This window comes from Streptomyces sp. NPDC005799 (assembly GCF_040630525.1).
In the GTDB taxonomy this organism is placed as follows: Bacteria; Actinomycetota; Actinomycetes; order Streptomycetales; family Streptomycetaceae; genus Streptomyces; species Streptomyces griseorubiginosus_B.
Map to the genome: position 1 here is coordinate 119893 of NZ_JBEXXQ010000024.1, position 23619 is coordinate 143511.

21 protein-coding genes and 2 pseudogenes are annotated in these 23619 nt (G+C 72.8%); 8 read left to right on the plus strand and 15 right to left on the minus strand.

What is annotated here, in order from left to right:
- Positions 1–174: 174 nt before the first annotated feature.
- From ABZ453_RS24080 to ABZ453_RS24095, 4 genes and pseudogenes are all read right to left on the minus strand, one after another.
- Positions 175–1464 (minus strand): ROK family protein, encoded by a 1290-nt coding sequence (locus ABZ453_RS24080; RefSeq protein WP_359017509.1) that lies wholly within the window; start codon positions 1462–1464, stop codon positions 175–177.
- 116 nt (positions 1465–1580) lie between these two features.
- Positions 1581–2552 (minus strand): aminoglycoside phosphotransferase family protein, encoded by a 972-nt coding sequence (locus tag ABZ453_RS24085; protein WP_359017511.1) that lies wholly within the window; start codon positions 2550–2552, stop codon positions 1581–1583.
- Between the two features lie 24 nt (positions 2553–2576).
- Positions 2577–3089, minus strand: a pseudogene (locus ABZ453_RS24090) (reductase); the annotation flags it as partial.
- On the minus strand, positions 3086–4126 hold the full coding sequence (locus ABZ453_RS24095) for a LacI family DNA-binding transcriptional regulator (RefSeq protein ID WP_359017513.1): 1041 nt from the start codon (positions 4124–4126) through the stop codon (positions 3086–3088). The gene ABZ453_RS24095 and the pseudogene ABZ453_RS24090, both read right to left, overlap by 4 nt.
- Before the next feature lie 135 nt (positions 4127–4261).
- Between ABZ453_RS24095 and ABZ453_RS24100 the strand changes: the two genes are divergently transcribed.
- Positions 4262–5926, plus strand: coding sequence for a glycoside hydrolase family 13 protein (locus tag ABZ453_RS24100; protein ID WP_359017516.1), 1665 nt, complete (start codon positions 4262–4264; stop codon positions 5924–5926).
- A 189-nt stretch (positions 5927–6115) separates the two neighbouring features.
- Here ABZ453_RS24100 and ABZ453_RS24105 read toward each other — a convergent pair whose 3' ends face one another.
- Together ABZ453_RS24105 and ABZ453_RS24110 are read right to left on the minus strand one after the other, a co-directional pair.
- Positions 6116–7018: a DUF3626 domain-containing protein gene (locus ABZ453_RS24105; protein ID WP_359017518.1), complete on the minus strand. Its 903-nt coding sequence runs from the start codon at positions 7016–7018 to the stop codon at positions 6116–6118.
- A 40-nt stretch (positions 7019–7058) separates the two neighbouring features.
- On the minus strand, positions 7059–8057 hold the full coding sequence (locus ABZ453_RS24110; RefSeq protein ID WP_359017520.1) for a zinc-binding alcohol dehydrogenase family protein: 999 nt from the start codon (positions 8055–8057) through the stop codon (positions 7059–7061).
- A 138-nt stretch (positions 8058–8195) separates the two neighbouring features.
- Between ABZ453_RS24110 and ABZ453_RS24115 the strand changes: the two genes are divergently transcribed.
- On the plus strand, positions 8196–8780 hold the full coding sequence (locus ABZ453_RS24115) for an ABATE domain-containing protein (protein WP_359017522.1): 585 nt from the start codon (positions 8196–8198) through the stop codon (positions 8778–8780).
- Positions 8781–8878: 98 nt separating this feature from the next.
- Here ABZ453_RS24115 and ABZ453_RS24120 read toward each other — a convergent pair whose 3' ends face one another.
- Positions 8879–9472, minus strand: coding sequence for a TIGR03086 family metal-binding protein (locus tag ABZ453_RS24120; RefSeq protein WP_359017524.1), 594 nt, complete (start codon positions 9470–9472; stop codon positions 8879–8881).
- Between the two features lie 145 nt (positions 9473–9617).
- On the opposite strand from ABZ453_RS24120, the gene ABZ453_RS24125 reads away from it, so the two are divergent.
- The 3 genes from ABZ453_RS24125 to ABZ453_RS24135 all read left to right on the plus strand — a co-directional run bounded on the left by ABZ453_RS24125 (position 9618) and on the right by ABZ453_RS24135 (position 13501).
- Positions 9618–10889, plus strand: coding sequence for an FUSC family protein (locus ABZ453_RS24125; RefSeq protein WP_359017526.1), 1272 nt, complete (start codon positions 9618–9620; stop codon positions 10887–10889).
- Between the two features lie 27 nt (positions 10890–10916).
- On the plus strand, positions 10917–11945 hold the full coding sequence (locus ABZ453_RS24130) for a hypothetical protein (RefSeq protein WP_359017528.1): 1029 nt from the start codon (positions 10917–10919) through the stop codon (positions 11943–11945).
- Between the two features lie 326 nt (positions 11946–12271).
- Positions 12272–13501, plus strand: a complete 1230-nt coding sequence (locus ABZ453_RS24135) for a lactonase family protein (RefSeq protein WP_359017530.1) — start codon at positions 12272–12274, stop codon at positions 13499–13501.
- On the opposite strand, the gene ABZ453_RS24140 is transcribed toward ABZ453_RS24135, so the two are convergent.
- Both ABZ453_RS24140 and ABZ453_RS24145 read right to left on the minus strand, forming a co-directional pair.
- Positions 13469–14194, minus strand: a complete 726-nt coding sequence (locus tag ABZ453_RS24140) for a DUF2470 domain-containing protein (RefSeq protein ID WP_359017532.1) — start codon at positions 14192–14194, stop codon at positions 13469–13471. The genes ABZ453_RS24135 and ABZ453_RS24140 overlap by 33 nt on opposite strands.
- A 106-nt stretch (positions 14195–14300) precedes the next feature.
- Complete coding sequence (locus ABZ453_RS24145; RefSeq protein WP_359017534.1) at positions 14301–14909, minus strand: TetR/AcrR family transcriptional regulator; 609 nt, start codon at positions 14907–14909, stop codon at positions 14301–14303.
- Positions 14910–15015: 106 nt separating this feature from the next.
- On the opposite strand from ABZ453_RS24145, the gene ABZ453_RS24150 reads away from it, so the two are divergent.
- On the plus strand, positions 15016–16521 hold the full coding sequence (locus tag ABZ453_RS24150) for a cytochrome P450 (RefSeq protein ID WP_359017536.1): 1506 nt from the start codon (positions 15016–15018) through the stop codon (positions 16519–16521).
- On the opposite strand, the gene ABZ453_RS24155 is transcribed toward ABZ453_RS24150, so the two are convergent.
- Positions 16483–17313 (minus strand): pentapeptide repeat-containing protein, encoded by an 831-nt coding sequence (locus ABZ453_RS24155; RefSeq protein ID WP_359017538.1) that lies wholly within the window; start codon positions 17311–17313, stop codon positions 16483–16485. The two genes, ABZ453_RS24150 and ABZ453_RS24155, sit on opposite strands and share 39 nt — an antisense overlap.
- A 53-nt stretch (positions 17314–17366) precedes the next feature.
- Complete coding sequence (locus tag ABZ453_RS24160; RefSeq protein ID WP_359017540.1) at positions 17367–17855, minus strand: GIY-YIG nuclease family protein; 489 nt, start codon at positions 17853–17855, stop codon at positions 17367–17369.
- 215 nt (positions 17856–18070) lie between these two features.
- Between ABZ453_RS24160 and ABZ453_RS24165 the strand changes: the two genes are divergently transcribed.
- Positions 18071–18271, plus strand: a complete 201-nt coding sequence (locus ABZ453_RS24165; protein WP_359017542.1) for a DUF5999 family protein — start codon at positions 18071–18073, stop codon at positions 18269–18271.
- A gap of 162 nt (positions 18272–18433) precedes the next feature.
- Here ABZ453_RS24165 and ABZ453_RS24170 read toward each other — a convergent pair.
- Positions 18434–18736: pseudogene (locus ABZ453_RS24170) on the minus strand (RNA polymerase subunit sigma-70); the annotation flags it as partial.
- A 27-nt stretch (positions 18737–18763) separates the two neighbouring features.
- On the opposite strand from ABZ453_RS24170, the gene ABZ453_RS24175 reads away from it, so the two are divergent.
- Positions 18764–19636, plus strand: coding sequence for an alpha/beta fold hydrolase (locus ABZ453_RS24175; protein ID WP_359017544.1), 873 nt, complete (start codon positions 18764–18766; stop codon positions 19634–19636).
- Between the two features lie 51 nt (positions 19637–19687).
- Here the strand turns inward: ABZ453_RS24175 and ABZ453_RS24180 are convergent, their stop codons facing one another.
- The 3 genes from ABZ453_RS24180 to ABZ453_RS24190 form a co-directional block, all read right to left on the minus strand.
- Positions 19688–20989: an alpha/beta fold hydrolase gene (locus ABZ453_RS24180; RefSeq protein WP_359017546.1), complete on the minus strand. Its 1302-nt coding sequence runs from the start codon at positions 20987–20989 to the stop codon at positions 19688–19690.
- 101 nt (positions 20990–21090) lie between these two features.
- The gene (locus ABZ453_RS24185) at positions 21091–22116 is read right to left on the minus strand and encodes a LacI family DNA-binding transcriptional regulator (RefSeq protein ID WP_133043553.1); all 1026 of its coding nucleotides are present in this window, start codon (positions 22114–22116) and stop codon (positions 21091–21093) included.
- A gap of 82 nt (positions 22117–22198) precedes the next feature.
- Positions 22199–23611: a BNR repeat-containing protein gene (locus ABZ453_RS24190; protein WP_359017549.1), complete on the minus strand. Its 1413-nt coding sequence runs from the start codon at positions 23609–23611 to the stop codon at positions 22199–22201.
- Between the last annotated feature and the right edge of the window lie 8 nt (positions 23612–23619).

The window sequence follows — 23619 nt, forward strand, 5'->3', positions numbered from 1 at the left end:
ACCGGCCGGGCGTGGGTGCTGCGCCAGTGGGAGCGGCACGGCGTCCCACCACGAGCGTCGGGTCGAGCAGGACGATCTGCGGCGCGTCCGATCCCGGTGCGGAGCGCCGTCCGCTGCGAGCGCCGGCCCGCGACCAGGAGGAGGGCAACGGCCCACCGGCGCGTCGCGGCGCCCTCAGTGGGGAGCGCGCTCCTCCAGTGCCGTCCGCCAGGCCGGGACCGGCCCCTCGGGAGCCGGCTCCAGGCGCCGCCCGCCACGGGCGAAGAAGTCGGCGAGCGGCAGGATCGCCGCACCGACGGTGACCGCGTCCGGACCGAGCCGGCCCAGGTCGATCGTGACCTTCTCGGCCGGGTGCCGCAGCGCGTACGAGGCCGCGTGCCGGCGCACCGCGGGCAGGAACCGCGTACCGAGCTGGAGCCCCGCCCAGCCGCCGATGAGGATCCGCTCGGGCTGGAAGAGGTTGATCAGGTCGGACAGTCCGGCGCCCAGGTACTCGGCCGTCTCCTCCAGTACGGCGAGAGCGACCGGGTCGGCCGTGCCTCCCTCGGCCGGGTACGCGGCGGCCAGCATCGCGGTCAGTGCCGTCTCCTCGTCGGTGCCCTCCGGCGGCCGTCCGCCCTCCTCGCGCCAGCGCTCCAGCAGGGACTCGGCCCCGGCGTAGGCCTCCAGGCAGCCGAGCGCGCCGCACCGGCAGCGGCGCCCCCTGACCCGTACCGTCAGATGCCCCCACTCCACGGCCCGGCCGTGCTCCACCTCGGGGGTGACCAGGCAGGCGCCGACGCCGGAGCCGAACAGGACGACGATCGCGTTGTGGGCCCCGCGTCCGGCGCCGAACCACATCTCGGCCTGGCCGAGGGTCTTGGCGCCGTTGTCGATGAAGTAGCGGACGGTGTCCGGGAGTCCGGACGTCGAGCGGAGCAGCGCCTCCAGCGGGACCGCGTCCCAGCCGATGGTCTGCCCGTGCACGACGGCGCCGCGGTCGGGGGTGTGCTCGACGATGCCGGGGACGCCGATGCCGACGCCCAGCAGCCGGCCGGCGTCGACTCCGGTGCCGGCGAGCACCTCGGCGATTCCGTCGCGGATGTGGCCGACGATGACCTCGACCTCGTACCGCTGCTGGATGAGGGGCCGTTCGGCGCGGGCGAGTTCGGTGAGGGTGAGGTCGAACAGCTCGACGCGGACGCGGGTCTCGCCGACGTCGACGCCGATCATGTGGCCGGCGCCGGGTGCCACGCGCAGCAGGGTGCGGGGGCGGCCACCGTCGGAGTCGACGCTGCCGGCCTCCTCGACCAGCCCGTCGGCGACCAGGTCCGCGACGACGTTGCTCACCGAGCCGGAGCTCAGCCCGGTGACCGGGCCGAGCTCGAAGCGGCTCAGCGGCCCGTCGAAGTAGAGCCGCTGCAGCACGGCCGTGCGGTTGGCCCGCCTGAGGTCCCGTACCGTGCGCCCGTTCCGCCCCGCCATGTGGCTCCTTCCGAACCCTGTCCGAGCTGCAACATACCTCTGCGGGCGGGCCCGGCGCGACATTCCCCCAACCCTTAGTTCACGTTGTGAGCTAAGAGACGGGGCTCTGCGGCGAGCTACGCGGCGGAGCTGGCGGCCAGGTCCTCGATCTCGTCCAGGGCCGCGACGAGTTCGGGGGCGACCCGTTCCTGACGCCACTCCTCGTTCTCCAGTCCACGCGGGACGACCTCGGTCAGCATGATCAGGTAGAGGTAGGCCCGGTAGAGGGCGAGTCGCAGGAGAGCCCCCCGGTCGAACTCGGTCCGGCCGCCGGCCTCGCGGTAGCCCGCCAGGAATGCCTCGTCCTTCCTGATGTCCCCGAGCAGCGCCAGGGAGACGAAGTCGGCCAGCGGGTCGCCCCAGAACATGCGCTCGCCGTCGATCAGGCCGCCGATGCGGGGCTCCCGCGCCGAGCGGTCGAGCAGGATGTTGCCCTGCCACAGGTCGAAGTGGACGAGGCGCGGGACGGTGACCGCGTCGAGCGCGCCGTAGGCGCGGCGGACGGCCCGGGCCACCTCGTCGACGGGGCGGGGCAGCCGGGCCCGGTACTCGCGGGCGTCGTCCAGGACGGCGTCCAGCATGCCGGCGAACGCCGTGCGCCAGTCGGCGGTGAGCGGACCGAGCGCCCCGGACGGATATCCGAACGCCGTCCCGGTCACCCGGTGCAGACGCGCCACCTGGCGTGCCAACTCGGTCCGCAGCGGCGGCCGTTCGACCGGCGGCAGCGAGTCGTCCCAGGGGTCGCCGGGGCACGCGGTCATCAGCAGCACCTCACGCTCGACGTCGTGCGCGATCACCCGCGGTGCGGGCACGCCGGCCTGCTCGGCGCCCCGGTAGAACTCCGCCTCCGCGACGAGCAGCCGGCGCTCGTGGCGCAGGCCGGGGGTGTTCGGCGCGACCTTGAGCACATAGCGGACGCCGTCGGTCAGCCGCAGTTCCTCGACCGTGTTGTAGGTGCCGCCGCTCAGGGGGCGCAGCTGGGCGAGTCGGCCGGGCGGGATGTCCGCGCCCGCCAGGATGCTTCGGGCCCGCTCCCAGGAGTCCACCACCGTGCGCCCACCTCTCCCTGCCGGTCAGCCCGCGGCGTACACGTCCTCGACGTAACGCCCGTCCATCACGAGTGCGTCGATCCACTCCTCGGCCGCCACCGTGTCCGCGCCCGCCGTGCGATCACGGAACAGGGTACGGAACGCCTCCGGCACGCCGGGCGCCTTTCTCGAACCGTCGCCGCAGGCGCGCACACCCCGGCCCCGGTGGCGAGCGACGCCCACACCTCGTCGGCCTCGCCGGCGATGCGGTGCCGCACGAAGGTCCCCGCGGCGGCGAAGGCGGGGCGGAGCGAGACGGCACCGGCCCTGTCCGCGCGGCACGGAGCTCGTCGGCGTGCGGGAAGTCGACGTCGGGTGCGTCACGGCCGAAGCAGCAGAGAACAGGGGCGAGTTCGGCGCCCGCCGCGCTCGCCGCGGTGCGGTCGGCGACGGCACCCCGGAAGGGGGCGAGGCCCGTTCCCGACGGGATCGTGATCACCGGGTGACGTGGCCGGCGATGCGGAAGGCCTCCCAGCAGGGCGGGATGTTCGCGGTCAGTTCGCGTTCTCCGGCTCGGGCGGGGCGGCGGTCGTGGCCCGTGGGATGAGCCGGGTCGGCAGGACGACGTGCCGGCGGTGGTCGGTGTCGGCCTCGCCGATCAGCTCCAGGGCGAGTTCACCGGCCAGCCGGCCCATGCGCGCCGGGGACTGGGCGACCGTGGTCAGGTCGAGCCAGTCGGCCACCGGCTGGTCGTCGAAGCCGAGGACGGACATCCCCTCCGGCACCGCGATCCGGGCCCTGCGCAGGGTCGCGATCAGGGCGGCGGCGAGTTCGTCCTGCTCGGCGAAGACGGCGGTCGGCGGCTCGCGCAGGCTCAGCAGCTCCCCGAGCGCCTCGGCGACGCCACGTCCGTCGGCGACCCGGGCCGCCACCACCAGGGAGTCGTCCAGCGGGACGCCCGCCTCGGTGAGCGCCCGCTGGTAGCCGAGCAGCCGCTCGTGCGAGCTGAAGGCGAACCCGGTGGCGCCCACGGTCTGCATGAAGGCGATCCGGCGGTGACCCAGGTTCAGCAGGTGCCGGGTGCCGTTGCGGGCGCCGGCCACATCGTCGACGTACACGCTCGGGCGACCCTCGGCGTGCTGGCTGACGTAGATCACGGGCATCCCGAGGGCGTCCAGGCGCGTGCTCTCCTCCTCGGTGAGGTCGAAGGAGAACACCAGCAGCGCGTCGGCGTTGCGCCGGGCCGGCAACCGCTCGAAGAACGCGGCCCGTTCGGCGAGGTCGGGTATGACGTAGACGGTCAGCTCCATGTCGGCCGCGCGCAGCAGCGGGCCCAGGCTGGACAGGGCCGAGCCCATGAACCAGGAGTTGAGGGTGGGCACCAGCGCCGCGACCACTCCGGTCCTGCCGGTCACCAGGCTGGAGGCGTGCCGGGAGACGGCGAACTCCAGCTCCCGCGCGGCCCGTTCGACGCGGGCGCGGACCTGCGGCGACACGTTGGTCAGGCCCCGCAGGGTGCGGGAGACGGTGGAGACGGAGACCCCGGCCCGTTCGGCGACGTCGGCCATCGTGGGGTGCCGTCGATCGGCTGGCATGCGCGGACGCTAGCACAGGCGTACGGAAGCCGTGGCAGCGCTGTCACGGGCGTTACCGGCACGTAGCGCATTGACGGTGCGGCCCTTCAGACCTCAAGCTTGCAAGCGTTGTCACAGCCGAGGAGTGCGCACCTTATGTCCACCCACCACGCACCCTGGTGGCGCGACGCCGTCATCTACCAGGTCTACATCCGCAGCTTCGCCGACGGGAACGGCGACGGTGTCGGCGACATCGCCGGCATCCGCTCCCGGCTGCCGTATCTGAAGTGGCTCGGCGTCGACGCCGTCTGGATCAATCCGTGGTACCGGTCTCCGATGGCGGACCACGGTTACGACGTGGCGGACTTCCGTGAGATCGACCCGTTGTTCGGCACGGTCGCCGAGGCGGAACAGCTCATCGAGGAGGCGCACCGGCACGGGATCCGGGTCATCCCGGACATCGTGCCCAATCACACCTCGGATCGGCACGTCTGGTTCCAGGCGGCGCTGGCGGCCGGTCCGGGCAGCCCGGAGCGGGAGCGCTACGTCTTCCGGCCGGGCCGCGGACCGGACGGTGCCGAGCCGCCCAACGACTGGGCCTCCGCCTTCGGCGGCCCGGCCTGGACCCGGCTGCCCGACGGCGAGTGGTATCTGCACCTGTTCGCCCCGGAGCAGCCGGACCTCAACTGGCAGCACCCGCAGGTCCGCGCCGAGTTCGAGTCGATCCTGCGCTTCTGGTTCGCCCGGGGCGTGGACGGTTTCCGCATCGACGTCGCCCATGGACTGATCAAGCATCCGGAACTGCCCGACCTGCCGCCGCGCCGGGCGGACGACGGGCCGCGGGAGCACGTCGACCATCCGCACTGGGACCGCGACGAGGTGCACGACATCTACCGGGCCTGGCGCCGGGTGGCCGACGAGTTCCCCGGCGACCGGTGCTTCGTCGCCGAGGCATGGGCGGACACACCGGAGCGGCTGGCCGCCTACGTCCGCCGGGACGGCCTGCACACCGCGTTCAACTTCGACTTCCTGATGTCGAGTTGGGACGCGAAGGACCTGCGCTCCGTCATCGACGACTCCCTCGCGATGCTCGGGGCGGTGGGCGCGCCGGCCACCTGGGTGCTCTCCAACCACGACGTCGTACGCCATCCAAGCCGCTACGGCCGCAAGGTCGTTCGGCGGTGGACGGTGAACGAGCCCTACCGGCCCGAGGGCCCCCTGGACCTGGAGCTGGGCACCCGTCGGGCCCGCGCGGCGGCCCTGCTGATGCTGGCGCTGCCCGGTGGTGCCTACGTCTACCAGGGCGAGGAGCTGGGGCTGCCGGAGGTGGAGGACCTGCCGGAGCAGGTGCTGCAGGACCCTGTCTGGGAGCGGTCCGGGCACACCGACCGGGGCCGCGACGGCTGCCGGGTGCCGATTCCGTGGTCGGGTCGGAGTGCGCCGTACGGTTTCAGCCCTGACGGCGCGCGGGGCGAGCCGTGGTTGCCGCAGCCGGAGGTGTGGGCCGAGCTGAGCGTGGAGAAACAGAAGCGGGACGAGCGCTCCGTGCTGGCGCTGTACCGCGCGGCGCTGCGGCTGCGGCACGAGCATCCCGCGCTCGGCGACGGCGACCTGGAGTGGCTCGACGCCCCCGCCGGGGTGCTGGTCTTCCGCCGGGAACCCGGATTCGTGTGCGCGGTCAACCTCTCCGCTGAGCCCTGTCCGCTGCCCGAGCACTCGTCGGTGCTGCTGGCCAGCGGCCCGGTGGAGGACGGTGTGCTGGGGCCTGACCAGGCGGTCTGGCTCGCCACCGACGCATTCACACCCGTGCCCGCCGCATGATCGTGTAATGCGGCGGGTTGCGCCGGGTGAACGGGAGCCGTGCGATGTGTACGGCGTGGTCGTCCTGGCCGATCCGGCAATGGCGGCCGAGCGCGGTACGGCGAGCTCACCGCCGCCCGGTCATCGACTCCGTCGAGGACGCACCGGCGCCGCTGGTGATGCGAACCGCCCCGAACTGGCGTCCAGGGCCTATGCGCTGGGCGTGCCGGCACCCGGGGCGTGGCCGCCCGGAGCGCAGGCCGTGCCCGCTCCCTCCGGTGCGCCGAAGCGGGCGAGGGTGTGCCACACCATCTTCAGGTCCTGCGGTTCGTGGCGGCCGGTGCGGGCGCCGTCCCCGATGATCCGTGGATCGACCACGCCGTCCTGAGCGATGAGGGCGCCCAGCTCCACGAACTCCCGTCCGCGGTAGTCCGCGTGCTCGCGCAGCTCTGCCACCGTCAGCCGGTAACCGGGGTGCCACTCGACGGGGCCGGGCAGCAGGCGGGCCGCGGCCTCGACCGGCGTGCCGCGGTAGCTCGCGTCCAGGACCAGGGCCTCCACGTGCCCGGCGAGGGTGACACCGCCGTGGACCTGGGCCTCGATGTAGTCGTTCAGGGCGTCCTGCTCGTCGGCCTCGGCGAGCGCGACGAGGGACATGCCGGCGGCCACCCCGAAGTCGGTCGGCTCGGCCGCGCTGTCGGGATAGCAGAAGGTGGCGCGGGCCAGGGCGTCGCCGGTGAGCCGGAAGTGCGAGGAGCCGAACCGCGGGGCGGCACCGACCACTTGGCGGCGAAAGTTCAGGGCGCCGTAGACGGGCCGCTCGTGCGGGTCGGCCTCGTCGTAGGCGCCGCCGAAGATCCGGCTCTCCCAGCGCCGGCGGTCGCCGCCGGGGTGCGCGGTCAGGCCGCCGTTGCTGGTGCCGGTGACGAACTGCGAGTGGTAGGCGCCGTCCTGGGCCAGCGCCCGGAGGATGGGCAGCCCGCCGATCAGCCGGTCGGGATGGAAGTTCAGCGTGATCCGCACCTCGGCACCGACGGCCGGGCCCGTCGAGCGAGACGCGACATGGCGCAGCGCCTGCCGCGCCCGCTCGGACAGGACGTTCGTGCGTTCCACCGTCGGCTCCTCCCCCGGGCCGCCCGTTCTCGGCCGGAGCTCAGAGGTCGGCCACGGCAAGCACGATCTTGCCACGGTTGTCGCGCCGCTCCAGCGATTTATGGGCCCTGCGGGCCTCGTCGAGGGGTACGACGGTCTCGACCGGGACCCGGAACGCTCCGGAGGCGACGCGTTCGGCCAGTTCGCGCAGGTCGGGACGGGGGTCGTAGCCGTGGATCTGGAGGTTGGTGAGCTGGAAGCCGAGGATGGAGACGTTCTTGGGGTAGAAGTCGCGGGTGTCGATGGTGCTGGGCTCCAGGGCCACGTTGGCGAGCGCGACGACCCGGCCGCCGTCTCCGACCTCGCGCAGACTCCGCTCGAACGCCGGGCCGCCGACCGTGTCGAGGACGACGTCGGCACCGCGCCCGTCGGTCAGCCGCAGCACCTCCTCGACCTCCGCCTCCCCGGAGTGGGCCGATGTGTCGACGACGTCGTGGGCGCCGAACTCCCCCGCCCAGGCGGCCTTTTCGGCCGACCCGGCGAGCGCGACGACCCGCGCGCCGGTCTCGGCGGCGATCTGCACGGCCGCGCTGCCGACCCCGCTGGCGGCGGCCTTCACCACCACCGTGTCGTCCTTGCCCGCCCGGGCGAGCCGCCGCACGCAGTACCAGGCCGACAGAGAGGCGACAGGCAGCGCGGCCGCCTCGACGAGTCCCACGCCCTCGGGCAGGGCGGTGACCTGAGTGGCGGGCACGACGGCCAGCTCGGCGTAGAAACCGGGGGCGTTGACACCGTCCAGCGCCATGACCCGCTGTCCCACCGCGAGTTCGGTCACCCCTTCCCCCACCGCCGCGACGACACCCGCCGCCTCCACACCCGGGATCAGCGGCGGCCGGCCGGCCCGGTGGTACTTGCCCGCCCTGATCAGCGCGTCCGCACGGTTCACCCCCGCGGCCACGACCCGCACCAGGACCTCACCGGGACCCGCCACCGGGTCGGACACCTCGACCGGCACCAGCACCTCGGGCCCGCCGAACTCGTCGATCCGTACCGCACGCATTACGCACCTGCTTCCTGTCACAGCCGCACACCCGACTGACACCGGTTGAAGTGGTGTCACTCTCCGACACCTGTTCAACTGGTGTCAAGAGGCTCTGCCGACATGACGACACCTCATGAAGCGGTGTACGCTCCGCTCATGACCGGCACCTCGCCCGCCGATCCGGCGCTCGCGTTCCCCTTCATCGGCGGCCGCCCCTGCCTGGACTTCGTGGCGACGCTGGGCCGACGGCACGCCACCCCGCTGGAACGGCTCCCGGATCCGGCCGCGCTCGCCCGCTGGTTCGCCGAGGCGGGGCTGGCGGTGGGCGACGAGCCCGCGCGCGTCACCGCCCGGGAGCTGGCGGACGCCCGCCTCCTGCGCGAGGCGCTGTACCGGGTCGTACGAGCCTCGATGGCCGGGCGGCAGCCCGAGGCCGCGGACGTCGAGCTGGTCAACGCGGCGGCGGCCCGACCCGACCTCGCGCCTCAGCTGGGCCCCGAGCCCTGGTCGGCGCGGCAGCCGGTCCGGGCGACGCTGGCGACGGTGGCCCGGGACGCCGTACTCCTGGTGCGCGGTCCCCTGCTGGAGCGGGTCAAGAAGTGCGAGAACCCGGACTGTTCCCTGCTGTTCCTCGACGACTCCCAGGCGCGACGGCGCCGTTGGTGCTCCATGGAGCGGTGCGGCAACCTCGCGAAGGTGGCCGGATACCGGTCCCGCAGCCGGGCCGCCCCCGCGCAGTGAAGGCCGACCGGTCGTGGACCATCCGGGGCTCGGCAGTTCTCGGGGTGCGGGTGACGATCCGCGGCTGGTGAGCCCGTGGCCGGTGCGGTTGTCGCGCTTCAGGAGGAAGCAGGCGTCCAGTGCGGATCCCGGCCGAGGAAGGCCAGCAGCGCCTCGGCCCTGTCGTAGTCCGGCGCAACCGTGAGGGCGGGCGCGAACACCCGGTACGCGTCACGCAGCCGATCGACGAGGTGGTCCGCGGCCGGCCAGATCCCCTCCGCCAGTTCCGCGCTCAGCGGCCGGTCCTGGCCGGTGGCGACGGCGACGTCCCAGGCGTGCACGGCCGCGTCCATGGCGGCCGCCCCGGCGGCGAGCGGCAGGGGCAGCGGGCCCAGGGGCGTCGGCACCCGGCCGGCGTCGGACGGCAACCCGGCGTAGGCGTCGGCCACCTGACGCAGCGCCTTGTCGAGTTCGCCCGTCGGGTCACCGTCGAGAGCGTCCGCGGGGTGGAAGGGGTCCGAGTCGGGCCGGCCGCCGGTGATCGCCAGGCCGTAACCCTGCTGGTCGATGCGCGCGTGGTTGAGGACCTGCCGGACCGTCCAGTCGCCGCACGGCGTCGCCGCTCCCCAGGCCGACGCCGGCACCCCGGCGACCACCTCACCGAGATAGGCGTGCGCGCGTGTGAGAACCTCGAAACTCCGGGTGTCCGCCATCACCGTTCTCCCCTCTTGCCGTCCTTCGACCGTTGCCAACAATCTAGGTCTCCTTGCGGACAGTTACGGTCCGCAACGAGCACGAGCGCCGAGGAAGCCAAGAAGCCAAGAAGCCAAGAAGCCAAGGAAAGAGGATCAGCGCCAGGTGCCAGATGTACGTGCGTGGACGGCGCCGCTCGTCGAGTTCGTGAAGCGGCGCCGGGACCCCGTGGTGGTGCAGACACTGCGGTCGGCCGTCGCGGCGACGGTCGCCTACGTCGTCGCCCTGCGCCTGAGTCCCGAGGCCGCACCGCTGACCGCGCCACTCACCGCGCTGCTGGTCGTCCAGGTCACCCTGTACGCCACCCTCACCAACGGCATCCGCCGGGTCAACGCGGTCGTGGCCGGTGTCCTGGTCGCGATCGCGTTCAGCCTGCTGGTGGGCCTGACGTGGTGGAGTCTCGCCCTGCTGATCGTGGCCTCGCTCGCGGTCGGACGGCTGGTCCGGGTCGACGAGTACGTGCCGGAGGTCGCGATCAGCGCGATGCTGGTGCTCGGCGTCACCACCGTCGGCGACACCGCCTGGGCCCGGATCGTCGAGACGCTGATCGGCGCGGTGGTCGGGATGGCCTGCAATCTGCTGCTGGCGCCGCCGGTGTGGGTGGACGAGGCCGGCGAGTCGATCGAGGGGCTGGCCCGCCGGGTGCGGCGCCTGATGCTGCGGATGGGTGAGGAGGCCGCGGGCCGTACTCCGGTCGAGCACGCGACCGAGCGGCTGTACGAGGCACGCCGGCTCGACCACGACATCGTCGAGGTGGACGCGGCCCTCCGACAGGCCGAGGACAGTCTGCGGCTCAACCCACGCGTACGCGAGGGCCTGCTGCACCGGGTGGTGTTGCGCACGGGGCTGGACACGCTGGAGATCTGCACGGTCGTCCTGCGGGTGCTGGCGCGCACGCTCACCGACCTCGCCAAGCAGCGTGATCCGGAGCCGCTGTTCGCGCCGGAGACGGGGGCCGCGGTGGAGCGGCTGCTGTCCGAGATCGCGGACGCGGTGGTCAGTTTCGCGGTCCTGGTCACCACCAGCGTGAGTGTCAGCGCCGAGTCGGCCGAGGCTCGGCTGACCGCCGAGCTGCGGCAGGCCGCGGCCACCCGGGACAAGCTCGCCCAGCTGCTCCTCGAGGAGGTGCAGCGCGACGCCCGCACCTGGCACCTCTACGGGGCCGTGCTGACCGAGGTCAACCGGATCCTGGACGAGATGGACACCGAGCACCGCTCCCGCCGGCTGCTGGAGGAGCTGGACCGCACCTCCCGTGAACAGCGCGAGCGTATGCCGCGGCTGACCAGGCTGCGGGAGAGCCTGCGCGACAGCGGGCGGCTGCGAGTGCCGGAAGTGCTGCGCCGGAACCATGACGAGGACGCCCGTCGTTCTAGGTGACGTGACCGGATACGAGGGGGCTGGCGGATGAGCGGTGAGGCCGTGCGGATCGACGGGGACGTGCTGCGGCTGCCGGGCGGGGCGGCGGTGCGGTTCATGCGCACGCTGCGGCTGCCCGAGACGGGCACCCATCCGCTGCCGCCGGGGCTCGGTCAGTTCCCGGTGCGCCGGATCGCCGACTACCCCGACACGGTGCCCGAGCAGTGGCGCGCGCGGGGCGGTGTGATGCTGCCGGTGTATCTGCGCGAGGCGATGTGGCTGAGCTTCTCCGGCACCGCCGAGCCGGCCGCCCTGCAGGTCGGGGTGGGCAAGGTGTGCGCGGTCTCGGGCGAGCCGTGGAGCGACCGGCTGTCCCGGAACCCGCAGAACTACCTCGTACTGCCGCGCCAGCCCTGGCTGGACGGCATCAACTCCGGCAAGGGCACGGTCCGCCAGTTCGTGGCCGTGCCGCTGGGCCTCGGGGCGACCGTCGAGGGCCAGGTCACCGGCGAGGAGGTGTGGGGCGGCGTACAGCTGCAGTCCTTCCCGCTGAGCGGGCCGAAGCTCGCCGAGTGGCGGGAGGCGGAGCGGCGCCGGGCGCGGGCGTCGCGCAGGATGACGGCGATGGGCGGCTACGACGCGGCGATGCCGATGGCGGCGGCACCGCCTCCCGCCCCGGGCGCGGCCCCGGCCGCCGCGGCGATGGGGCTGGGTGTCGGCGGCTCGATGCGGCAGGAGGTCTACGAGGACGACCGGCCGTTGTCGGACTGGGCCGAGGAGCCGGCGGGGCGCGTGTTCGTGCACCTGGTGACGCCGCCGGAGTGGCGCCGTATCACCGGCGAGGCGCCTCCGCCGTCGCCGGTGGACCGCGCGGCGTACACGCGCGCGGGCCTGCCCTGGTTCGACTACTACGACCAGGACGCGGCCGATCTCGATCCGACGGACACGCTGGAGGCGGTGAAGCCGGTCGGCGACTGGCTCGGCGACGACCACGATCCCTGGCAGCCCCCGACGCCGCACCAGGTGCAGCAGTTGGGTGACGCCCCGGGCAAGCCGGTGCAGGACGGCGACTGGTAGAGCACCGGTCCGCCCCGGCGACGGTCGGGACGAGCCGGACACCCGCCCGCCCCACCTCGGCCGACCCGGCGACCAGGCCCGGCTGCGCCTGCGGCACGTGCGGCAGGGCAGGCAGCTGCGGAATCCGTCCGGCAGGCGCGGGACATCCGGGACGTCCGGCACGTCCGGCTGGTGGGACTTGCCCCGGCCGGGTCCGGCCGGGGCGGCGCGCGGCGGGAGTTCGGGTTGCGCCCCGCGCAACGAAGGGTGCCGGTGTTGCACGGGCCGGGGCGTCCGGGTCATGGTGGCTAGTCACGATCGGGCGAGTTACCGGCTGAGGTGCGGGCATGGGCAGTGGGACAGGAGCGGCGGGCGGCGGCTGGAGCAGGCGTCGCTTCGTCGGCGCGCTCGCGGGAGCCGCCGCGATCACGGCACTGCCCGCGCCCGCCCCGCCCAAGGGCACCCCGGACGCCGAACCCGCGGCCGCCGTCACCACACCGAGGCCGTCGGCCAAGCCCTCCACACCCCGCCCCACGCCCCGGAAGTCCGGGCCGCGCCCCCTCTACATCGGCACCTACACCTCCGTCGAGGGCGGCGGCAGGGGCGTCGGACTCGCCACCTACGACCCCACGAGCGGCCGTGTCACCGGCGCCGGCACCCTCACCGGAGTGCCCGATCCGTCCTATCTGGCCGCGCATCCGGACGGCCGCACGCTGTACGCGGTGGACGAGCGGGACGACGGCGCCGTGACCGCCGTACGCCTCGCCGACCGCAAGGTCCTCGGCAGCCGCGCCACCGGCGGGTCCGGGCCCTGCCATCTGTCGGTGCATCCGAGCGGCCGCTGGCTGCTGAGCGCCAACTACGGCTCCGGCAGCGTGGCCGTGCACCCCGTCGACGGCTCGGGCGCCCTGGGCAAGCGCGCCGACCTGGTCGTGCACTCCGATCCGGCGCCGGGTCCCGGCCAGCAGGGACCGCACGCCCACCAGTTCATCACCAGCCCCGACGGCGGCCATGTCCTCGCGGTCGACCTGGGCACGGACACCGTCTACACCTACCGCCTCGACGAGCGCACGGGCCGGCTCACCGAGGTCGCGCAGGCACATACCCGGCCCGGCGCGGGTCCGCGCCATCTCACCTTCCACCCGGGCGGCAGGCACGCCTATCTGGCCAACGAGGTCGACGACACGATCACGGTCTGCGCCTACGACCCGTCCAGCGGGCGGCTGACCATCGGCGCACCGCAGTCCACGGGCTCCGGTCCGGGCACCAATTACCCGGCGCAGATCCTGGTGACCCGCAACGGCTCGTTCGCCTACCTCGCCAACCGCGGCGACAACACCCTGGCGCGCTACGCCGTCGAGGCGGACGGCGCCCGGCTGCGGCTGCTCGGCACGGTCCCGGTGTCGGGCGACTTCCCCCGACAGATCGCCTTCTCGACGGACGGCGGGCTGCTCTTCGCGGCGAACCAGAAGTCCGGCACGGTCAGCGTGTTCCACGTCGACGACAACAGCGGTGAACTGCGGCTCGCGGGCGCCCCGTTCGCCTCACCGGTCGCGGTCTGTGCGCTGCCGCTGTAGGGCACGCGGGCAGGAGGCGGCGCTCGCCTGGGAGAGCAGGGCGTGCATGCGCTCGGTGAGCTGACCGACGTCGTCGGCGGGGGTGTGGAAGGGCAGGCGTACGTCGCCGTGGGCGCGGTTGCGTTCGATGCGCAGGGTCAACCCGTGCCGGTCGACGGCGAGGGGCTGGACGCGGAGGGCGCCGTGCAGACTGGCGTGGTCGACGAGGCGGGTGAGCCGTTCGACCGCGTCGGCGTGGCAGTCGGCGAGGTGGGTCAGCAGATGCGCCTCGGCGAGGGCGAGCGGGTCGGGCGCCGCGGCGGCGAACTCGTCGAGGTCGACCACCACCGTGCCGGCGGGCTGCCGCAGCACGATCCGGGTGGGGCGGAAGGCCAGTCGGTCGTCGTCGGGGACGAGGCATCCCGCGAGCCAGAGCCGGGCGCGGATCCGGCTGCGCACCGGGACGGGCGCCGCGTCGGCGAACTCCAGCACGGCGGACGGCTCGCCACGAGGTGCGCAGATCGCGGCCGTGAGCAGCGCGCCGTCCTCGGGCACGCTCAGCAGGACCCTGCCGTCCTCGGCCACGGTGTGCGCGCCGACGAGCTCCTCGCGCCCGCCCTCGGCGGTCACCGCGCAGGACCACGCGGTGGCGACCACCGAACGGGCCCGTTCGGCCGCGGAAGGCGCGGCCGTCCAGCTCTGGCTGTCACCCATCCCGAAATCCTCCTTAGGTAAGCCTTGCCTAACCTATCGAAGATCGAGGTGCACGCCAACCAATCGGGGTGCACGCCAACCACGGGAGGGCCCGAGCGGCAGATCGTCAGGGCGCGATGACGCCCAGCAACGCCCGGGCACACAGATCACGGACCTGCTCGCGGCTCAGCTCCGAGCCGCGCAGCCACTCCAGGCAGACGGCCGTGGTGAAGGCCAGCCAACCCCGGACCGCGAGCTGCAGATCGGGACGCGCCCCGGCGACCGGGCCGAACTCGGGGTCCGCCTCCAGCGCCGCGAGGATCTGACGCTCCTGCGCGGCCAGCGCCCGTTGATAGACCCGGCGTACGGCCTGGTCCCCGGCGGCGTCGGCACGGTGGAAGGCCCGGAAGCCGTGCGCGTGGGCCTCGACGTACTCGAGATACGTCTCCAGCCCCGCCGCGAGCTGCTCGCGCAGCGGGACGCCGGGCACGGCCGCCGTCATCCGCAGCATGCGCTCGCTCTCACGCTCGACGACGGCCGCGAAGAACTCCCGCTTGGTCGGGAAGTAGTGGTAGAGCAGCCCCCGGGAGACACCGGCGATCTCGGCGACCTGCTCGATCCAGACGTCGTCGTACGGACTCTCCGAGAACAGCCGCGCCCCCACCGACAGCAGCTGCTCCCGGCGCTCACCGGTGCTGAGCCGGCGGCGCGTGCGCCCGCCCTGGTTCGCGGCCATGTCCGCACTTTACTTGACGCCGGTTCAACAGCGGGACCAGACTGGGCACGCTATTGAACCCACGTACAACGAGCTCAGTCGCCGCTGGATCAAGGGAGATCGCGTCATGGCGCAGACCACGACAGGGGCGGCGCTGCCGGGCGGGTTCCGCAGTGCCGAGCAGGGCTGGCCGGAGCTGCACCGCATCCCGCATCCGCCGCGCCGGCTCCCGCTGCTCGGTGACGTGCTGGGCGCCAACCGGGCCACCCCGCTCCAGGACTCCCTGCGCTTCGCCCGCCAACTGGGGCCGATCTACCGGCGCAAGGCCTTCGACCGGGAGTTCGTGTTCGTCTGGGGCGCCGATCTGGTGGCCGACCTCGCCGACGAGTCGCGGTTCGCCAAGCACGTGGGCCTCGGCGTCGCCAATCTGCGGCCCGTCGCCGGAGACGGACTGTTCACGGCGTACAACCACGAGCCGAACTGGCAGCTGGCCCACGACGTGCTGGCCCCGGGGTTCAGCCGGGAGGCCATGGAGGCGTACCACCCGATGATGCTGGCCGTCGCCGGGCGGCTGACGGACCACTGGGACCGGGAGCAGGCGGCGGGGCGGGCGGTGGACGTGCCCGGGGACATGACCAAGCTGACCCTGGAGACCATCGCGCGGACCGGGTTCGGCCACGACTTCGGCTCCTTCGAGCGCTCCCGGCCGCACCCCTTCATCACCGCGATGGTGGGCACGCTCACCTACGCCCAGCGGCTGAACTCCGTTCCCTTCCCCGGGCTGCTCCGGCGGGCCGCCCAGCGCAACGCGGCCGACATCGCCTTCCTCAACCGCACGGTCGACGATCTGGTCCGCGCGCGGCGCACGGCGGGCGGTGACGGCGACCTGCTGGACCGGATGCTGGAGACCGTCCACCCCGAGACGGGTGAACGTCTCGCCCCCGAGAACGTCCGCCGGCAGGTCATCACCTTCCTGGTGGCGGGCCACGAGACCACCTCCGGCGCCCTCTCCTTCGCCCTGCACTACCTCTCCCGCCACCCCGAGGTCGCCGCCCGGGCCCGAGCGGAGGTCGACCGCGTCTGGGGCGAGACTCCGACGCCCGGCTACGACCAGGTGGCCAAGCTCCGGTATGTACGCCGGGTCCTGGACGAGTCGCTGCGGTTGTGGCCGACCGCGCCCGCGTTCGCCCGCGAGGCCGTCCAGGACACCGTGCTGGCCGGACAGCACCCGATGCGCCGGGGTGCCTGGACGCTGGTGCTCACCCCGATGCTGCATCGGGACCCCGCGGCTTGGGGCGCCGACGCCGAGCACTTCGACCCGGACCGCTTCGACCCGAAGGCGGTACGCTCCCGCCCCGCGCACACCTTCAAGCCGTTCGGCACCGGAGCGCGGGCGTGCATCGGCCGGCAGTTCGCGCTGCACGAGGCGACCCTGGTGCTGGGCCTGCTGCTGCGCCGCTACGCGTTCGTCCCCGAGCCGGAGTATCGGCTGCGGGTGACCGAGCGGCTCACCCTGATGCCGGACGGGCTGCGGCTGCACCTGGACCGCCGTACAGTGACCGCCGGTGCGGCGACCACGGTCGAGGAGGCTCCGTCAGAGCTGCGCTGCCCAGTGCACCGGGCGGGTGACTGAGCCCGGCAGCCGGGTGCCTGCGCTCCCCCGGGCCGCGTTGAGCTGGGGCTGGGTCAGGAAGAACGCGCCGGTCAGATCGGCGCCGGTGAGTTCGGCGTCCCGCAGGTCGGCGCCGATCAGGTCGGCGCCCCGCAGGTCGGCGCCCGTGAGGTCGGCGGCTATCAGATAGGCGCCGCGCAGATTCGCCCCGCGCAGGTCGGCGCCCTTGAGGCGGGCGCCGATGAGATCGGCCCCGCGGCGGTCCTTCCTACGGCCCCGGACACCCGCCCGCGTCAGCTCGCTCGCCTCCAGCAGCAGGACGTTCACCGTCTGCCGGTGCGCGCCGACGTCCAGCACGGCCAACCGGTCCGGGGTCTGACCGGCAAGGCTCTCGGTCTCCTCCAGGAGGCGGCGCAGCTCTGCGTGGAGGGGGCGGGCGGCCGGCAGGGTGAGCGCCTCGCTGAGGTACCACAGCAGCTCGTGCAGCTGCCGTACGACCGGGAAGACGTCGAACATCAGCCGGGCCTGCTCCCGCGAGCCGGTGCGCCAGTCCTGTCCGCCGAAGGTGATCTGCGAGACCTGCTGCCCGGCGCCGAAGCAGTCGTAGACCGTGCAGCCGGTGAACCCCTTCTGCCGCAGCGTGGCGTGAATGCCGCAGCGGTGATCGCCCCGCAGGTTCGGGCAGGGTGTGCCGGCCTGTTTGTCGATCGCGAAGTCGGCGGAGGCGGCGAAGGGCAGGGCGACACAGCAGAGCCCGAAACACCGCTCGCAGTCGGCCCGCAGGTCGGCGCGGCCGAGGGTCTGATCTGGCATATCGCACATGGTATCGACCAGGCGGCTCCCCCGAAGGGCACCCGCCCCGGCGTCTAGGTCTGCCGTGCCGCCTCGGTGGCCTCGATCTGCTCCCGCAGCCTCGCGATCTTCTCCTTCTTCGCCTCGATCCCGCGGACGATGAGCCGCAGATGGGCCGACGACTCGGGTACGGCCGCCTCGAACTCCGCGAGTCGCCGCTGCTCCACGGCGAGTTCGGTTCTGAGCCGGGACGCGGGGTCCGCGGGCGGGGGCGGGAGGCGGCCGTTGAAGATCACGTTGTACTTGGGGCGCTCGGTCCAGACCGCCTCGCGCTCGGCAGCTTCCGCGTCGTCGGGATAGCCGATGCGTATCCCGATGACCTGCGGACCCCACGGCTGCTCCCGCAGGTGTGTGCGCGCCCGGGTGAGGGGAGCGACCGATATGCCGACGTACAGCAGGCCCTCGAGGCCGTAGAGCCGGTACAGCGCGATCCGGCCGCCGGCATGCAGGCTGCCCTCCTCGTCGAACAGGCCCCGCAGGAATTGCGCGTCGACGTCGCCCATGACACGACCCCCTTCGCGTGTTCACGCCGCCACGCCCCACGGTCCCACGCGGGTCCGACAGCGGGCCTTCCCGGCCTCCACGAATCGGCCGAACCGAACCTCACCGATGAGTTTCCGGGCCTGTGGGGGTCTTCTCATACAGCGGAAAACAAACTCGGCCACCACGGATACGAGCCCACTTCAGGCGGGAGCCAGACGGATCGAGGAGAGAGATCATGTGCAGCCACCGGCCTCCGTGCCCCAGCGCAGACAGCCCCGCCCACCACACCGCCGCCGTCGTCGCGGCCCACCCGGAACAGGGGTGGAGCCTGCTGTGCAACGGGACGATCGTCTTCGACGACACCGGCGAACTCCTGCCTGACGGGCGGGTCGTGAACCCGTACCGCACCCTCGGTCCCCTGGCCGTGGCGGCCTGAGCGCTCAGTCGAGCGCGCCGCCCAGATCGAGCCGGGCCAACCGCTAGGGGGCGTTGAGGATGCCGACCTCCCCATGGACCAGGGACATCCGCATCGAGTGCGCGAACTACTGGAAGAACAGGGCCTGTTCGGCCACGCTCTGCGCACCACCTTCGAGGCGGCGCGCAGCAGGACGTCGGGGTCCAGGATCGCGACCAGCGCCTCGAAGTCGCCCGCCCGGGCGGCGGCCATGAACGCGTCCACGGCGTGCCGCTCCCGGCCGAGCTCGGGCTCCGCCGACGGAGTGGCGCCCCGCACCCGGCGCCGGGACGCCGACCGCTCGGCCGGCTCCAGCGTCTCGAGGACCACCAGCAGCGCGAGCCGCGCCCACTCGGCCAGGAGGACCTCCCGCTCCGGCTGGATCCGCGCCAGCGGTGTGATCACCGGATCGGGCACGAACGCCTCGCCCATCGAGTCCTCGCGGCGCCTCCTCCCAGCGGCACAATGGCTGCGGTGAGGAGGTGTGTGGCGGTGGCCGAGCGGATGATCGACGCGCGTGGTGTCTCCCTGTGCACCGAGTCCTTCGGTGACCGGTCGGACCCGCCGGTGCTGCTCGTCATGGGGACCGGAGCCTCGATGCTCTGGTGGGACGAGGGGTTCTGCCGGATGCTCGCCGCGGGCGGACGGTTCGTGATCCGGTACGACCATCGCGACACCGGCCGGTCGGTCACCTACGAGCCGGGCCGCCCCGGATACACCGGTGCGGATCTGATGCGCGACGCCGTGGGGGTTCTGGACGCCTACGGGATCGAGGCCGCCCATCTGGTGGGGGTCTCGGCCGGAGGGGCCTTGGCGCAGCTGGCGGCGCTCGACCAGGCGCCTCGCGTTCTCTCGCTCGTCCTCATCAGCACCTCCCGGGCGGTGCGCGGAGGTCGCGAACTGCCCCCGCCGGGGCAGGAGTTCGTGCGGTTCGTGTCGTCCGCGCAGGTCGACTGGGAGCAGCGGGCCTCGGTGGTCGACCACCTGGTCGAGTACGCACGCGTGCTCGCGGGAGAGCGGCGTCCGTTCGACGAGGCCGCCGTCCGGGACCTCGTCCGCCGTGACGTCGAGCGTGCGCGTGACGTCGCCGCCGTGCAGAACCACGACCTGCTGGCCGAGGGCGAGCCCTCGCGTCAACCGCTGTCGTCGATCGCGGTACCCACGCTGGTGATCCACGGAACCGCGGATCCGCTGTTCCCCCTCGCCCATGGCGAGGCGCTCGCCGAGGAGATTCCCGGTGCGCGGCTGCTGGTCCTCAAGGACGCCGGGCACGGGGTCGACCGAACCGACAGGGAGACGATCGTGTCCGCGGTCATCGCGCACACCGCGACCGGCGAACGGCGTTGAGCACGTTCTGCGCGGTCACGGGGCGGACGGGTGAATTCGGCCGGCGTGATGTCATGCCTCGTCGCGGGTGAGGGCGAGCAGCCGGTCCAGGACGCGGGGGCCGCCCGCGCGGACGCCGTCGTGCTCGAACTCGTTCGTCACCCAGGTGCGCAGGCCCCGGATCGTCCGGGCCGTCTCCAGGGCGTGGGCCGTGTCGACGTACATGTCGTCGTGGTAGACGGCCGCCGCGGCCGGGACGTCGTTGGCGGCGAGGCGGGCGGGGTCGTACAGCGGCGGCCAGTCGGTGCGGGCGGCGAGCAGTCCGGCCGTTTCACGCAGGGGCCGCAGTGCCGGATCGCAGTCGAACATCCAGGGGTGGATCGATTCGCCGGTGAAGAGCAGGGGGGTGTCGCCGGCCAGCGTCTTGGGGGCGTCGAACTGCGGGAACTCGGCCCGCACCCGCTCCGCCGACCAGGCGGTGGGGCGCTCGTCCTGGCCGTAGACCGCCTCGTGGACGAGGGCGTACAGGGGGTGGCTCGCGAACGACAGGCTGCCCTGCACCTCCTCCTGGAAGGCGTCGGAGAGGGCCATGCCCTGCGGAGTGCGGACGAAGGCGTGCTCGAGGAGGTGGTGGAGGCGGTGGCTGCCCTCGCTCCCGCCGAGCATGATGCCGAGGGACTGGAAGGCCTCGACCGTGAGGCGGTAGCCGTTCGGCAGGGTCACCTCGTGGGTGAGCAGGTGGTCGGCGATACGGCGGGCCCGCTCGATGTCCTGCGGGTAGCGGGCGTAGTGGGCGCCGACCTTGCGTTCGATGCGGGGGTAGGCGGCCCGGTACACGTCGTCGGCGTGGGCGTCGAGGGAGGGCAGACCGCCGGTGATCACGGCAGCGGCCAGGCCCTCGGGGGCGCTGGAGAGATAGGTGACCGCGCAGAAGCCGCCGAAGCTCTGGCCGAGGACCGTCCAGGGGGCGCCGCCGGTGACCTGCGGGCGGATGGCCTCGCAGTCGCGGACGATCGCGTCGGCGCGGAAGTGGGCGAGGTAGTCCGCCTGTTCGGTGGGGCCCCCGCGCAGCGGGAGGGTCTGGCGGTTGGCGGGCGTGGAGTGGCCGGTGCCGCGCTGGTCGAGCAGGAGGACGCGGTACTCCTTCAGGGCCCGCCCGAGCCACGCCGGCTTTCCGACGAAACGATTCGCCCCGAATCCGGGACCGCCCTGCAGATAGACCAGCCAGGGCAGGTCCTGCCGTACCTTCTCACCCGCGACGACCTCACGGGCGTACAGCTCGATGGACTCCCCCGCCGGGTCGTCGTGGTCGAGGGGCACGGTGAAGTGGCGGTCGGTGAGGACGACGCCGGGCTGGCGGTACGTGGCGCTCAACTGATCTCCAGGGACGGACGGACTTCCGGTCGCGTCCCACTTCACCACAAGTTCGTCCGTCGGCCGACCCCGCGGATCATGAAATCCTACTGAACAGGCGATCAGCGGGCCGAGAGACTCGAACGCCGTACGACCAGCTCCGGCTGGAGGACGACACGCCGGTGCTCGTGCCGCCTGCCCCCGCCCTCCGCCTCCGTCTCCTCCAGCAGCAGGTCCGCCGCCAGGGCACCCATGGTGACGGCGGGCTGCCGTACCGAGGTGAGCGGGACGGCGGCGGCGGCCGCGAACTCGATGTCGTCGTAGCCGACGATGGCGAGGTCGTCAGGGACGGTGATGCCGGCCGCGTACATGGCCTGCAGTACGCCGAGGGCCAGCAGGTCGTTGGCGCAGAAGACGGCGCTGGGGCGGTCGGCGAGGCCGAGCAGACGGGCGCCGGCGTCCCGGCCCGCGGCCACGTCCAGCCGCTCGGTGGGCAGCTCGCGCAGGCACTCGGGGCCCAGGCCCGCCTCGGCGAGCGCGTTCAGGGCGCCCGTGCGGCGGTCGCGGACCTGGTTGAGGCCGGGCGGACCGCTGACGTACGCGATGGAGCGGTGCCCGGCGTCGACCAGGTGACGCACGGCGAGCGCACCGCCCGCCACGTCGTCGACGGAGACCGAGCACTCGGTCGTCCCCTCGGCCACCCGGTCGACGAGGACGAAGGGGATGTTGTGCCGGCGGAACGTCTCGATGTTGCGGCCGGTCGCGTCGGCGGGGGTGAGCAGCACGCCCCGCACCCGCTGCTCGGCGAAGAGCGACAGGTACTCCGCCTCCTCACCGGCGCTCTGCGCGCTGTTGCAGACCATCACGCCGAGCCCGGCGTCGCGCGCGGCCCGCTCCGCCCCGCGCGCCACGTCGACGAAGAACGGGTTGCCCATGTCGAGCACGAGCAGCCCCATGATCCGGCTGCGGCCCGCGCGCAACTGGCGCGCGGACTCGCTGCGGACGTACCCGAGCCGGTCTATCGCGGACTGCACCCGTGCCCGGGTCTCCGTCGCGACCGTGTCCGGACGGTTGATGACGTTGGACACCGTGCCGACGGAGACTCCGGCGGCACGGGCGACGTCCTTGATACCCACCGACTGGGCCATCAGGCAGGGACCTCCAGAGGAACGCGGGACGGCGGGAAGAAGACCTTCACATTACCGTCATCGCCCCGCACATCGGCGCCGGTCACGAGGGCAGTGCGAAGTCGACGACATGCAGCGCCGACGGGGTCGTGCCGCTCGACTTCTCCTGGTACATGAACGACAGGACGTTGTCGTACCTCACCCGCGGCTCGTCGATGACGACCTCGCCGAAGGCGTTGAGATCACCGCCGTCGTACAGCAGTGTCCAGTCGGTGTACCCGGACGCCTTCGACGCGGCGGCGATCCGGCCGAACGGGAAGACGGCGTAGGCGTTGTCGTACGTGTCCAGGACCAGCTTGGTGCGCTGGCTGGAGTTCAGGGCCACGGGGATCTCCGTCTTCTGCCAGGTGCCCGACGCGTTCTTGCGGACGTGGAAGGCGCGGCCGTTGGCGGTGCGGTCGGCGACGTAGTTCGTGGTGCACTGGCCGAAGCGGCCGGGGACGTAGCTGATGATCGCGTGCGGGAGGCCCGTGGAGTCCGTCCACTGGCTCTCCTGGTTCATCAGGGAGTGGTCGGGGTTGAGGGAGTCGACGACCAGTCCGGAGTCCGTGACGGCGACGGTGTCCGCGGTGCCGGTGGTGGCGACCAGGCTGCCCGCGTCGTTGCGCCAGGTGCGGCCACGGTCGGTCGAGTAGACGTAACCCGTGTCGTGGTTGGTGATGCCGCCGCTGTTGCACATCACGGCCGCGTTCTGCTCACGCCAGGTGAAGAAGGAGTGCAGTCGGCCGTTGACGTCGTAGTCGATGCCGTGCAGATACATGTTGCGGGCCGTCGAGGAGCCGTGCGAGCTGGTGTACGTGCCCGTGGAACCGGACCACTCCCCCAGCGCCGTCCAGCTCGAACCGTCGTACTCGGCAAGGGCGTTGCGGCCGTTGCCGGAGATGCCGACCCGGTAGCTGAGCTGGAGCTTGCCCTCGGGGGTGGAGACGAACTGGGGGTAGGTGAACTGCGAGGTCAGGGCCAGGCCGTCCAGGGACGTCTGGACGGAGCCGAAGACCGACGAAGTCCAGCCGGTGGTACCGGGGTTGTCCAGCAGCCCGGCGACGGACTTCACGTAGAAGTAGCCGTCGCTGTGCGAGTCCATGTTCAGGTGCAGCCGGCCGTCGACCTCGGAGACGCCCATGGAGATGACGTTGTGGGAGTCGCTGGTCTTCAGGACGTGGGAGAGGGTGACGGTCGACCAGCTGCTCGCGCCGAGGGCGCGCCGGCCGACCACGGCGTTGCCCGTCGAGGTGTACCAGGCTGCGTACTGGTAGCCCTTGTAGGTCAACAGGCCGTTCTTCTGGAACGAGTTGTTGTTGACCAGACCGTCGTAGGAGACGAAGAAGACCGCCTGGGAGTCGAGTTGGGTGGTGCTCTTCCTGCTGACGGAGGGGCCGGGATCGGCGGCCCGTGCGATGCCCGGTGTTGCCACGGCCGCCAGTATGGCGGTGGCGAGCACGGTGCGTCTTCTCATGAGCGGCT